General features: G+C 64.1%; 10 protein-coding genes and 1 riboswitch. Of the genes, 4 read left to right on the top strand and 6 right to left on the bottom strand.

The window, feature by feature from the left end:
- Positions 1–10: 10 nt before the first annotated feature.
- Complete coding sequence (locus ACXYMS_RS00930; RefSeq protein ID WP_458903151.1) at positions 11–955, bottom strand: DMT family transporter; 945 nt, start codon at positions 953–955, stop codon at positions 11–13.
- Positions 956–1,111: 156 nt separating this feature from the next.
- Between ACXYMS_RS00930 and ACXYMS_RS00925 the strand changes: the two genes are divergently transcribed.
- Together ACXYMS_RS00925 and ACXYMS_RS00920 are read left to right on the top strand one after the other, a co-directional pair.
- The gene (locus tag ACXYMS_RS00925) at positions 1,112–2,401 is read left to right on the top strand and encodes an adenylosuccinate synthase (protein ID WP_458903150.1); all 1,290 of its coding nucleotides are present in this window, start codon (positions 1,112–1,114) and stop codon (positions 2,399–2,401) included.
- A gap of 48 nt (positions 2,402–2,449) precedes the next feature.
- Complete coding sequence (locus ACXYMS_RS00920) at positions 2,450–4,495, top strand: hypothetical protein (protein ID WP_458903149.1); 2,046 nt, start codon at positions 2,450–2,452, stop codon at positions 4,493–4,495.
- A gap of 20 nt (positions 4,496–4,515) precedes the next feature.
- Here the strand turns inward: ACXYMS_RS00920 and ACXYMS_RS00915 are convergent, their stop codons facing one another.
- The 3 genes from ACXYMS_RS00915 to thiB form a co-directional block, all read right to left on the bottom strand.
- Positions 4,516–5,154, bottom strand: coding sequence for an ATP-binding cassette domain-containing protein (locus ACXYMS_RS00915; protein ID WP_458903148.1), 639 nt, complete (start codon positions 5,152–5,154; stop codon positions 4,516–4,518).
- A complete protein-coding gene (locus ACXYMS_RS00910; protein ID WP_458903147.1) occupies positions 5,138–6,736 on the bottom strand; it encodes an ABC transporter permease family protein in 1,599 nt (532 codons plus the stop codon). Before ACXYMS_RS00910 ends, ACXYMS_RS00915 begins: the two co-directional genes overlap by 17 nt.
- 151 nt (positions 6,737–6,887) lie before the next feature.
- A complete protein-coding gene (thiB, locus tag ACXYMS_RS00905) occupies positions 6,888–7,892 on the bottom strand; it encodes a thiamine ABC transporter substrate binding subunit (RefSeq protein WP_458903146.1) in 1,005 nt (334 codons plus the stop codon).
- A 71-nt stretch (positions 7,893–7,963) separates the two neighbouring features.
- A riboswitch (TPP riboswitch) is annotated at positions 7,964–8,062 on the bottom strand.
- A 27-nt stretch (positions 8,063–8,089) separates the two neighbouring features.
- Here thiB and ACXYMS_RS00900 point away from each other — a divergent pair.
- Positions 8,090–8,791, top strand: a complete 702-nt coding sequence (locus ACXYMS_RS00900; RefSeq protein WP_458903145.1) for a thiamine diphosphokinase — start codon at positions 8,090–8,092, stop codon at positions 8,789–8,791.
- A 72-nt stretch (positions 8,792–8,863) separates the two neighbouring features.
- On the opposite strand, the gene ACXYMS_RS00895 is transcribed toward ACXYMS_RS00900, so the two are convergent.
- Complete coding sequence (locus ACXYMS_RS00895; protein WP_458903144.1) at positions 8,864–10,681, bottom strand: ABC transporter ATP-binding protein; 1,818 nt, start codon at positions 10,679–10,681, stop codon at positions 8,864–8,866.
- Positions 10,682–10,914: 233 nt separating this feature from the next.
- Here ACXYMS_RS00895 and rpmE point away from each other — a divergent pair, with 233 nt between their 5' ends.
- Entirely contained in the window at positions 10,915–11,136 is a 222-nt protein-coding gene (rpmE, locus tag ACXYMS_RS00890; protein ID WP_458903143.1) for a 50S ribosomal protein L31, read from the top strand.
- A gap of 105 nt (positions 11,137–11,241) precedes the next feature.
- Here the strand turns inward: rpmE and rcdA are convergent, their stop codons facing one another.
- Positions 11,242–11,763, bottom strand: a complete 522-nt coding sequence (rcdA, locus tag ACXYMS_RS00885; RefSeq protein WP_458903142.1) for a protease adaptor protein RcdA — start codon at positions 11,761–11,763, stop codon at positions 11,242–11,244.
- Positions 11,764–12,280: the final 517 nt, after the last annotated feature.

Below are 12,280 nucleotides of genomic sequence, written 5' to 3'. Positions count from 1 at the left end.
GGGCCGCCTTTTATTTTGCCCGCCGCGCTGCCCATTCAGCCAGCAGGATGCCGCTGATGATGATGGCCGCGGCGACGAAATGATACCCTTCCAGCCGCTCCCCCAGGATCAGCACCGAGCCCAGCGTGCCAAAGACCGGGATGAGATTGTGACTGGGCGCGGCGCGATTGGCGCCCACCAGCTCGACCCCGCGGGCATAGGCGACCTGGCTGAACATGGATGGAAAGACTGCGACATAGGCGATGACTGCCCACACGACGGGTGGCGCCGTGCCCAGTGTTGCAACGGTACCAAGGCCGCCGCCAAACAGCGCCAGGAGGACGATCGCGGTGACGGCTGCCCCGGAAAACGACACGGCCATGAAGCTCATCATGTGCATTTTCGGCCGGAAGCGCAGGGCCAGCGTATAAGTGGTATAGGCCAGGCACGCCAGCATGACGAAGCCATCGCCCAGATTAATATCGAGCGTGACGATGCGCGTGAGGTCGCCATGGGTGGCGGTCAGCACCACGCCGGTAATGGCCAGCAGCACCCCGACGATCTGGATTATCCGCGCCCGCACCCGGAAGAAGATAAAATTGGCGCCCAGGATCAGCATGGGCAGCGAGGCCTGCTCGATGGCCGAATTGACCGCCGTGGTGGTCTGCAGCCCCAGATAGAGGAACCCGTTGAAAAGGGCGTAACCGACCACGCCATAGGCCATCAGCACCGGCCAGTAGCGGCGCACCACTGGCCAGTCGACCTTGAGGTGTTGCCAGGCAAAGGGCAGGATGAAGAGAGTGGCCAGAACGCAGCGACTGGCCAGCAGCAGGAAGGGATCGATCTGCCCCACGGTGAGCTTGGCCGCCACCACATTGCCGCCCCAGAACAGGGGGGCCAGCACCAGCAACAGATAGGGTTGGTCGAGAACGCGGGCGAATATGCCGCTATTTTGGTGATCTTGCGGCTTTGTCATCGTCGTCGGGGTGATGTAAGGACAATCGGACTTATCAGTTATTCGGCCGCAATCAAACCCGACAAAAGGCGGCCGGGGGGACAGACGTCCAATCATCGTGGGACCCGGCCATCCGGCAGGACCCTTTGTTGTGCTTGCTTTGGGGAAGACTGGAATATGGCGAATGTGGTTGTCGTCGGCTCGCAATGGGGCGACGAGGGCAAGGGCAAGATTGTGGACTGGCTTTCCGAGCGCGCCGACGTCGTGGTGCGCTTCCACGGCGGGCACAATGCCGGTCATACCCTGGTCATCGACGGAGTCAGCTACAAGCTGGCGCTGCTTCCTTCGGGCCTGGTGCAGGGCAAGCTTTCGGTTATCGGCAATGGCGTGGTGGTGGACCCGCATCACTTCGTGGCCGAAATGGCGAGGCTCCGCGCCCAGGGCGTCGAGATCACTCCAAAAATCCTGCGCATTGCCGACAATGCACCGCTGATTCTCTCGCTGCACCGCGAACTGGACGGCATCCGCGAAGACGCCAATTCCGGCCTCAAGATCGGCACCACCCGCCGCGGCATTGGCCCGGCCTATGAGGACAAGGTCGGCCGCCGCGCCATCCGCCTCGTGGATCTTTCCGAACCCGACACGCTCATGCCCAAGATCGAGCGTCTCTTGACACACCACAATGCGCTGAGGCGCGGCATGGGCCTGAGCGAGATCTCCGCCGATAGCATCTACGAGGAACTGACCTCGATTGCCGGCGAAATCCTGCCCTTCATGGACCAGGTCTGGCGCGTACTCGAAGACAAGCGCAAGGCCGGTGCCCGTATTCTGTTCGAGGGCGCCCAGGGCGCACTGCTCGACAATGATCACGGCACCTATCCCTTTGTGACCTCGTCCAACACCGTGGCCGGCCAGGCCGCCGCTGGTTCGGGCCTCGGTCCCACCGCCATCGGCTATGTGCTGGGCATCACCAAGGCCTATACCACCCGCGTCGGCGAAGGCCCCTTCCCCTGTGAGCTCGACGACGAGATCGGCCGGCATCTGGCGGTCGTGGGCAAGGAAGTCGGCGTCAATACCGGGCGCGCGCGCCGCTGTGGCTGGTTCGATGCGGTGCTGGTGCGCCAGACCGTCAAGACCAGTGGCATCACCGGCATCGCCCTGACCAAGCTCGACGTGCTCGATGGCCTGAAAGAGATCAAGGTCTGTGTCGGCTACGAGCTCGACGGATCACGCATTGATTATTTGCCTGCCTCAATGGGAGCACAGGCACGGGTTAAGCCCATCTACGAGACCCTCGAAGGCTGGTCGGAGACCACGGCCGGCGCCCGGAGCTGGGCCGAATTGCCGGCCCAGGCGGTCAAGTATGTGCGTTATATCGAAGAACTGATCGGGGCGCCGGTCGCCCTCTTGTCCACCAGCCCCGAACGGGCGGATACCATCCTTGTGGTTGACCCATTCCAAGACTGAGAAATTTTGATACAAGACTGCGCTGTCAGAGTGAGTACCATCTAGCCCATGGCGGATTACAAGGAGCTGTTGCGTCGGGCAATCTCGGCGCTGCCGGAGAACAACGGGGCCGCGCGACGCGCGGTCTATGAGAAGGCACGCTCGGCTCTCGTGGGCCAGCTGCGCGCTATCCAGCCGCCGCTTCCGGCACGCGACATTACCCAGCATCGCCTGCAGCTTGAAGACTGCATCCGCCAGGTCGAGCAGGAAGCCAGCGAGGCAGTGATCAGCCTCGGGCGCGATGGTCCGCTGACCGCACGGCCAGCGCCTGCACCGGCTGTGCCCGACCCGGCACCGCAACCGGCTGTGGCGGCACCGCCAGCAGCGGAGCCTGTGGTTTCGGGCGAGACCAGCCCGACCGAATCGGCCTCAGCCGTGCCGGCGGACAAACCTGCTGAAACCAAATCGACTGAGACCAAGCCGGTAGAAGCCAGGCCTGCCGAAACCAAAGCTGTCGGTACAATGGCTCCGGAAAAGCCGGCCGTGGCGGCAGCTCCGGCCATCAGCAATGGATCGTCCCCTGCCAGGACATCCATCGAGGACATTATCGCCCAGGCTGCCGAGACCAGCGGCGCTGTGGTGAACCCCACTGACAAGCCCGGCATTTTTGAGACGTCCACGGCCACTCCCGAAAAACCGGCGCCAGTCGAGTTCGGTAGCACCGAAGCAAAGCCCCGTGAGAACAAGCCGGGCCGCTCCTTTGTTCTGACACCCCGCGCCGAGCCCCACATTCCCGGGGCCAGTCCCATCGTGTCGGCCACCGCCCTTTCCCCCCGCGTCGAACCGATGCTGGGCAGCACAGCGCTCGCCAGCCAGTCGGCATCGACCGGGCCGGTCATCATCGATCCGCCACTGCCAGTAGACGCCGCCCTCTCCAGCGTGCGTGAAGTCGAGGTCGAGCAGGACGATGCCCGTGCAGCCGAAGGCGCCATCGAGCGCGCCATCGAAACGCTGGACCGCGAAGCGCGTGGCGAGACCACCGAAACTCCGCCTGATACCGATGGCGGCCCAGCAGCCAATGACGAGCGTCAGGACGAAGATGCCGGCTTCGCCCCGGTCGGAGCCGAACGGCGCTCGGGCGCGGGCCTGACTATTTTTCTTGTGGTTTTCGCCATCCTGCTGGCCGGGGTCGGCGGCGCGGGCTTCTGGGCCTGGCGCGAGGGCTATGTCGATCTTGACCAGATGTTCGGCCGCAGCCAGGTTGCCGTCACCCAGCCGGAAGCCACCGCCGAGCCGGCCGCCGTTCCAACCATGGACAGCGCCGCCACCCAGCCCCAGACAGGCGAGGAAGGCGCGTCAGGCCCCGGCAATACCGCGACCACGGCGGCCACCGAGCCCACCAGCGCGCTGGAAGTCACCGAAGACCGTCTCGAGCCGACACCTGAACCCGTCGTACCCACCGGCACCGAAACGGCCCTCCCCTCCATCAACGGTGAGATCAAGTCAGAGGAGCGCCTGTCGGGCGAGGACACATCTATCGCCGCGACCGACGACCCGGCAGCCAGCGTTGATCCCGCTGTTCTGGCGGGCAACCAGTCGCTTCTGCTCGAAGCCTCGGCCAATGGGCAAGGCGGCGCCGTACCGTTCTCGGGCACGGTGGAATGGACCCAGGGAAGTGACGAAATCGGCCTGCCGACGCTTCAGGGCGAGGCCAGCATTCCAGCGCGCAATCTGGGTGTCTCGATCACCATCCGCAAGAACAACGACCCGGTTCTGCCCGCCAGCCATCTGATGGAGATCACGTTCGACGTGCCCGATACCTTTATCGGTGGTTCGATCTCGACCCTGGCCGGCGTGCTGCTCAAGGATGAGGAACTGGTGCCCGGAACGGCACTGGCTGGTGCCGCGGCACGCGTCGTGGGCAATTCGTTCCTCTTCGCCCTCAGCGCCTCACCAGCGGATCTGGACGCCAATACCGACCTCTTGGGCAGCCGGCGCTGGCTCGACCTGGCCATCGTCTATGGAAGCGGCCGTAACGCCATCCTGACCCTGGAAAAGGATGAGGACGCCGGGGCCCTGTTCGACACGGTGCTGGCCGCCTGGGCCGCCCAGTAAGATGACACCGGAGCGCGCTTTCAGGCGCGCTCCAGCACTCCCCCAATGATGCGATAATGCGCGCTGGCCAGCGCCGCGATGTCGTCGGCATGATGGCTGACGAGAATTGTGTGCCAGCCATGACGGCGCGTGAGGTCTCCCACCAGGTCCCGCGTCGCCTGCCGTGTTTCGTCATCGAGCGCCGAAAACGGCTCGTCGAGCAGCAGGACGGGCCGGTCGCGCAACAGGGTCCGCGCCAGTGCCACGCGCTGCTTCTGGCCGCCTGAAAGGGTCGAGGCAGGCTGCGCTTGAAAACCAGACAGGCCCACCTCCGAAAGCGCCTGGGCGACGTGCTCCCTGCCAGTCTGCCTGGACGTACCGCGCGGCAGACCGAGCCGGGCATTTTCCTCAGCGCTCAAATGCTCGAACAGGTTGTCGGCCTGCAGCAGCAAAGACACGGGACGCATCTCGGGAGGGAGTGACAGCAGGCCGACACCATCGAGTGTAAGCGATCCGCCGGAGGGGAGGATAAATCCGGCCAGGAGATCGAGGAGGGTCGATTTTCCCGAGCCGCTGGCACCCGAAATCGCCGTGACCTCTCCCGGCTGGGCCGCAAGGCTGAAGTGATAGGCCTCCCCCTGCTCCGGATAGGCGAAGACCAGGTCATCGGCGCGGAGCATGGGCGATCCTTTCGACAAGACGCGGCAGGCCGACAAAGGCGGCAATGGTGAAGATGAGGAGGAGCGCGGCAATGGCCGCCGCATCATTGCTGCGATAGGAGCCGAGCGCCCGGTACATCAGGAGCGGCAGGGTCTGGAAGTCCTGGGTGCCGAAGAGCGCAATCACTCCCAGATCACCCAGCGAGAAGCAGAAGGCCAGCGCCAGCATCAGGCCGATATCACGGCCCAGCAGCGGATATTCGATCCGCATAAACTGCTGCCAGCCCGACAGGCCCAGCGAGCGGATCAGCTTGCCCCGGCTGCGCGTGATGGCGTCGAGCGGCGGCCCCAGCGTGGCGACGGCAAAGGGCAGCGATAAGAGGCTATTGGCGATCACGACCACGATGGGGGCGGCAAGCCCTACCGGCACGCCCAGCGCCCGCACCATCAGGAAAAAACCCAGCGATAGCACCACTGCCGGCACGGCCAGATAGGCATAGGCTGGAGCACCCAGAAGCGTGCGCGCGCCCCTGTGGCTCGCCGCGCTGCGTCCCAGCGTCAGGATGAGCGCGAGCAGCAATGTCAGGAGCGCCGAGGCAGTGCCAATGGTCACGCTGGTAGCCGTGGCGCGCCAGAAGCTGGACTGCTCGAGCACGCGAAAGAGACCTCCCGCCAGCCCATCGAAGAGCACGGAGAGTAATGGCAGCGCAAAGCCGAGACCGGCCAGCACCAGCGCCAGCCATTGCAACGCCTGCACCGGCCTGGCATCGCGCCAGCGCGGCTGGGCCGAACGGCTCAGCGCCGAAGGCACCGGCGTGAACCCCGAGGCGAGGAGGATCACTACGGCGCAGACCGCGATCTGGGTGAGGGCCAGACGAACGGCGCCCACAAGGTCGAAGTCGAGCCGCACGGCGGTATAGATAGCTACTTCCAGCGTCTGGTTGGCCGGCCCGCCCCCCAGCAGCAGCACGATCGGGAAGCTGGTAAAAGCCAGAAGGAAAATGATCGCCCCGAGCCCCGGCAGACTGCCGCGCATGGCGGGCCAGTCGATCAGCATGAAGCGCTGCACGGCATTCAGCGCCAGCGATTGCCCGACCTTCAAGCGGCTTTGCGGAATGGCGTCGAGCCGCGCCAGCAGGATGCGGGCGGCAAAGGCCCCGTCGAGCACCACATGGGCGAGAAGAATGCCCGAAAGCCCATAGGCAGGACTGTCAAAACCAACGCCGAACAGCGCCTCGCTGATCTGGTTTATCCAGCCATTGCGCCCCCAGATGGAGAGCAGGCCGAAGACCACCACCATGCCCGGCGTCACAATGGCCGCGGCGAACAGACCAACCACCAGGTCGCGGCCGGGAAAGCGCAGCCGGTTGAGCGCCCAGGCGAGAACCACGCCGACGCCTAGCGAGAGCACCATGGTCAGCCCCGCCTGCAAGACCGTCATTCGCAGGAGGTGCGGAATATCCACCCGCGTACCGGCCGCCGCATCGGTCGCGGCGGCCAGGATCGCCCAGAGCACCGCAGCAATGAGCGCCGCGATGATCAGGGTCAGCGCGGTGGCCGAGGCAAGTCGGGCGGGTCGATGGGGCAGGGTCAGCATGGCCATTATTTCCTCCACACGCACGACGCGGCTCCCTCCCCCTTGCAGGGAGGGTTGGGGTGGGGGGCCGACACACGCAGTTCAGAGTGCCTTACCACCCCCTCCCATCCTCCCCCGTCCAGGGGGAGGAGCCGCATCGCGTTTGCGGATCGCACCCCTACTGCACTGCCGCCAGCATTTCCTCGATCCAGGCCGAAGAATTGGCGGCGATCTCGTCTTCAGGCAGGGACAGGGTCTTGTCCGGCTGCGGCAGGCCCTCGAAGGCCGGGTCGAGCTCGTCGCCCAGATCCACCACCGGGAACATCCAGTTGGTGGTCGGGATGGCGGCCTGCCCCTCGGCGGAGGCAAGATAGGAGAGAAACTCCCGCGCCAGGTCCTGCTGGTCGGAGGATTTCAAGATTCCGGCCACCTCGATCTGCGGGAAGTGCCCCTCGCTGAACATCGCCGCCTTGATGGTGTGGTCGTCCTCATCGAAGATATGATAGGCCGGCGAGGTGGTGTAGGAGAGCACCATGTCCGCCTCCCCGTCGAGGAACAGCGCATAGCTCTCGCTCCATTCACGGGTGATGGTGAGGATATGCGGCTTCAGCCCGGCCCAGATTTCGGGGGCGCGGTCGCCATAGGCAGCCTTGACCCAGAGCAGCAGCCCCAGGCCCGGCGTTGCCGAACGCGGGTCCTGGATGACGATCTTGATGTCGTCGTCGAGCGCGATCAGCTCTTCGAACGAGGCCGGTGGGGTCGGCATGGTGTCGGTGTCGTGCATGAAGGCGAAATGCGAATAGTCGAAAGGCACGAATTGCGCATCTTTCCATTCGCCCGGCAGGTCGAGCCCCGTGAGCTCAAGGCCGTGATCGGCAAACAGGCCGGTGGCCCGCGCCTCCCCGGCGATAGCAGTATCGAGCCCCAGGATCATGTCGGCTTCGGTGCTCTCTCCCTCGAGCTGCACCTTGCGCAGCGTGCCGATGGATGAGTCGGCAGCTACCCAGTTGACGGTGCAGTTGCAGGTGGCCTCGAAGCCTTGCTTCAAGGGGACGCCAGGGCCCCATTCGGAAGCAAAGCCGTCATAGGTATAGATGGTGAGAACAGGCGCTTCTTGCGCGATGGCCGTGCCGGAAAATCCGGCAACAAGGACCGCAAGCGCCAGCGAGGAGGATTTGACCATGATGGTCTCCCTTCGTTTGGTGTGCGGCCATGGGTGAAGGGATGTGTCAATGGGAAGGACGCGCGAGGGCACCCTTGCCATCTCGAACTTCCTCCGCCAGCATGACCTGGTTCAGGTTCTATGGGTAACTCTCAGCTCCGGCGGCAACCGGAACACCCCAGCGAGACGGTGCGGACCATATTGAGAGTGAGCTGAGAGTGCAATCCCCCTTCCCCGACAGCGGCAAACTGTTGCTGCAATTTGATCGCCCGCTGGCCATTGTCGGCGGCGGCACTGTTGACCCGGCGCTGTTGCGCGAGCTGGACGGGCGCAACGTGGCGCTGGTTGGCGCCGATGGCGGCGGCAACGCAATCGGGGCCGCCGGGCTCATTCCCGAGGCCATTCTGGGCGATCTTGATTCGCTCGAGGACCGCGCCGGCTGGGAGGCCCGAACCCGCGTCGTCCATATCCCCGAACAGATCACCACCGATTTCCAGAAAGCACTCTATTCGACTTCGGCCCCTGTCACCCTCGCCTTGGGCATGACCGGCAAGCGGCTCGACCACACGCTGGCCGCGCTCGGCGCCCTCTTGGAGGTCGCGCCCCACCGTAAGGTAATCCTGGTCGATGAAACCGATGTGGCCCTGGCCGTGTCGGGACCATTCGCCTTCGACGCCGCGCCGAAGGAGCGCATTTCCGTCCATCCGCTGGTGCCGATCGTCTTCGAGCGCACCGAGGGGCTGTTCTATCCCATGAACGACCTGCTGCTCGACCCGGCCGGGCGGCTCGGCACCTCCAATGAGGGCATTGGCGGTCGCGTCGAAATCGTGCCGGTGGACGACACGCCCTGGCTGCTGATCCTGGGGCGGGAGCGTCTGTGGGACCTGGTGGCCCTCACCATAAGGGCTACGGAAGCTTGATCCATCGGCCGCCCTTATCCTGAGGTGCCGCAGAGCGGCCTCGAAGGACGGGGGGGGGGGGCGGCGCGATTGCTAAACCGCCTCAGCCGTCCTGAACTGCAATTTAGCCAGTTCGGCATAGCGGCCGCCTTTGGCGACGAGCTGGTCATGCGTACCCTGGTCGATGATCTTGCCGCCATCGAGCACGAGGATCGTATTGGCGTCGCGAATGGTGGCGAGGCGATGGGCGATGACCAGCGTGGTGCGCCCTTCCATCAGGTGTTCAAGCGCCAGCTGCACCAGCCGTTCGGACTGCGCATCGAGCGCCGACGTCGCCTCGTCGAGCAGGAGGATCGGGGCGTTCTTGAGAATGGCGCGGGCAATGGCGAGCCGCTGCTTCTGCCCGCCCGAGAGCATGACGCCGCGCTCGCCCACCACCGTGTCATAGCCGGCCGGCAATTCGGACACGAAATCATCGACCAGCGCCGCCTTGGCCGCCGCGACGACCTCGCTCATGGCCGCATCGGGTTTGCCGAAGCGGATATTGTCGGCAATGGTGCCGGCAAAGATGATCGGCTCCTGCTCGACATAGGCAAAATGCCGCCGCAGCTCGGTGAGCCTGACGTCGCGAATATCCACGCCATCGACCGAAATATTTCCGGCAGTGACGTCGTAGAAGCGCTGCAACAGCGACAGTGTCGTGGACTTGCCCGAGCCAGACGGCCCTACCAACGCCACAGTCTCGCCCTTGCCGACCTTGAAGGTCAGGTCGGTTAGAACGGTCTCGCTGCCCCGCCCGCCATAGGAAAAGCTGACCTTGTCGAACGAAACGGTGCCCAGCGGCGGCGTCGGCAGCGCCACCGGATGAACCGGATCGGTGATTTCGGCCTCGGTATCGAGAATTTCGGTCAGGCGCTCGGTGGCGCCAGCCACAGTCTGCAGCGTGCCCATGACTTCGGAGACATTGGTCAGCGCGCCCGAGGCCATGAGCGCATAGACGAGGAACTGCGCCAGCTGCCCGGCGGACACCGAGCCTTCGAACACGGCCCGCGCGCCCCACCAGATCAGGCCCACCAGCGCGGCTGTGCCCAGAAAGATCACGAGGCCCACAAGGAAGGCCCTGGCGCCCAGACGCTTAACCTCAGCCTGGTAGCTGGTTTCGCTGCTGCGGTTGTAATGGGCGGCTTGTTCGTCTTCCTGGGTGAAGGATTTGACCGTGCGATTGGCCCCGAGCATTTCGGTGGCCATCGAGGAGAGGTCCGCCAGCGCATCCTGGGTGCGGCGCGACATGCCGCGCAGGCGCCGCGCATAAATCATTACCGGCAGGAGGATGGAGGGCAGCGCCACCACCACGGCGAGGGTCAGCACCGGGCTGGTGAGGATCATCATGGTCAGGGCGCCGATTATCGTCACCAGCGAGCGCAGGGCCAGCGAGAAGCTGGAGCCCACCGCATTGCGGATCGAGATCGCATCGCCATTGAGGCGGCTGGTCAACTCCCCCACGCGATGAGTGTCGAAATAACGGGTTTCGAGCCGCAGCAGATGGGCAAACACCGCCTGACGGAGATCGGCCACCACGCGCTCGCCAATGACCGAGATGAAATAGAAGCGCGCGCCGCTGGCAATGGCCATGATCGCGGCAATACCCACGATCAGCCAGCCATACTGCCCGACCATGTCGAGATTCTGCGCCACAAAGCCTTCGTCGATTGCCCCGCCCAGCACCGCCGGAATGGCGAGCGAGGAAATGGCCGACACCAAAAGAAACAGGATGGTCAGCGATAGGCGCAGCGGATAGCGCAGCAGGAACGGCATCAGCCGGCGCAGCGGCTGCAACTTGCGCTGCGCGGTCTTGACGTCCGCAACGATCTTTTCGGGGTCCGCTGCTGCCGAAACGGCCTGGTCTGTCATGGCTGGTATACGCCGTCTTTGTTCAAGGACCGACATTGGCCGGCGTTCGCACCCATATAGGGGCTGCCCCCAAAGCCCGCAACCGCACCGGGCCGGGCGATATTGACGCGCCGGTTCTTCACATCGGGGCGCTCTGTGCCCTTGCAGAACCCGCTCTTCTGCTGTAGGAAGCCGCCCAATACCAGATTGATGCTCTCCGGGCGCCGCGGCGCCCGTTTGATTTGAGGCAAGCCATGAAGTCCGATATCCATCCCGACTACCACACCATCAACGTTGTCATGACCGACGGCACCACCTACCAGACCCGTTCCACCTGGGGCAAGGAAGGCGATACGCTGCAGCTCGACATCGACTCCAAGACCCATCCTGCCTGGACCGGCGGTACGGGCCAGCTGATGGATCGCGGCGGCCGCGTTTCGCGCTTCAAGGAGCGCTTCAAGGGCCTTGGCATGTAAGCCAGTCGCTCTTCGCGAAGTCTTCGAGAAAGCCCGGCCCGCGCGCCGGGCTTTGTCTTGTCCGGAGCCCTGATAGGGTGGCTGTAGAATGCGGGGCGGGTAACCCTATTCGGCGCGGGCGAACGCGGCCTTGAGGCGGGAGAGTTGGTCGGCCACGCCATTGGCAACACCAGGCACCATTTCGGGCAGATTGCCCTTTTCCAGCGCATCGAGCTGCATCACGCGCTCGAACAGGCGGTCGCCCTTGTCGATGAAGTCGCGTAGCTTTTCCGGCAGCTGGTCATAGCCCGGCCCGCCGCGCTGGCTGGGTGTGGCGGAGAACTTGACCTTCTCCTTTTCGGAGCGGGCATTGTCGCGCGAAATCTCGCCTTCATTGACGGCCCGCTGCAACAAGAGCCAGGAGGCCAATTGCATCAGGCGCGTGGTGAGGCGCATGGATTCGGTGGCATAAAGGAAGCCCGCTTCGCGCGGCAGCACCCGGCTCTCGATCCGCCCTTCGGCGTCGAGATAGGAGGCCACTTCCTCGATCAGTCCCATGCCTTCGCGGTAAAGCATATCGAACCCGCCCGACGCCACGATGCGCGGACCGATTGATATTGCGTGCCTCGATTCACCGTTGTCGGCCAAGGGTCGCCCTCCGATAGCCCATGCTAGACCCAAGCGGCTCGCGGGTCATCCCAAGGGTCCCAGTATTATTAATTTTGTGGTCGAAGCGTGACGCGTCAAACCCTAGCCCTGAAAAAGAAAAAGAGCCGCACGAGTGCAGCTCTCGAAGTTAACAGGGAGGCGTCAAACAGAGGGAGAAACCACTCTGAAAAATCCAGAACAAACTGAATAACCTGACGTTACCGCCCAAAGATTAATTTGACATTAACAGGCAGCGATTTCTTAACCCTGCAAATTGACTTCACCGCAACCTTACCGATTGACGGTCCAGCAAGGTGCGGCCAGTGAGCGTGATGATGGCGTCGTCGCCGAACATGTCGACCCAGCCCTTGGCGTGAAGCGGCGCGATATCCCGGCGCGCGCCGGCAGGACAGTTCCTTCGGCCAGGGCGCGCAGCGAAGCGACCTCATGAGCATTAACACCTTCAAGTATAAGATCGGCCTGCCGCAGCATTTCCAGTTCCTCCCGATGTGCAAGC

It is taken from the genome of Devosia sp. CAU 1758, assembly GCF_054482695.1.
This window is presented reverse-complemented; position numbering and strand designations above follow the sequence as displayed.

What these genes read in the sequence shown, in the direction of transcription:
- ACXYMS_RS00895 (WP_458903144.1), bottom strand. Translation starts at nt 10,681, where the DNA reads ATGACAGACCAGGCCGTTTCGGCAGCAGCGGACCCCGAAAAGATCGTT.
- thiB (WP_458903146.1), bottom strand. Translation starts at nt 7,892, where the DNA reads ATGGTCAAATCCTCCTCGCTGGCGCTTGCGGTCCTTGTTGCCGGATTT.
- ACXYMS_RS00920 (WP_458903149.1), top strand. Translation starts at nt 2,450, where the DNA reads ATGGCGGATTACAAGGAGCTGTTGCGTCGGGCAATCTCGGCGCTGCCG.
- ACXYMS_RS00930 (WP_458903151.1), bottom strand. Translation starts at nt 955, where the DNA reads ATGACAAAGCCGCAAGATCACCAAAATAGCGGCATATTCGCCCGCGTT.
- ACXYMS_RS00915 (WP_458903148.1), bottom strand. Translation starts at nt 5,154, where the DNA reads ATGCTCCGCGCCGATGACCTGGTCTTCGCCTATCCGGAGCAGGGGGAG.
- ACXYMS_RS00925 (WP_458903150.1), top strand. Translation starts at nt 1,112, where the DNA reads ATGGCGAATGTGGTTGTCGTCGGCTCGCAATGGGGCGACGAGGGCAAG.
- ACXYMS_RS00910 (WP_458903147.1), bottom strand. Translation starts at nt 6,736, where the DNA reads ATGGCCATGCTGACCCTGCCCCATCGACCCGCCCGACTTGCCTCGGCC.
- rpmE (WP_458903143.1), top strand. Translation starts at nt 10,915, where the DNA reads ATGAAGTCCGATATCCATCCCGACTACCACACCATCAACGTTGTCATG.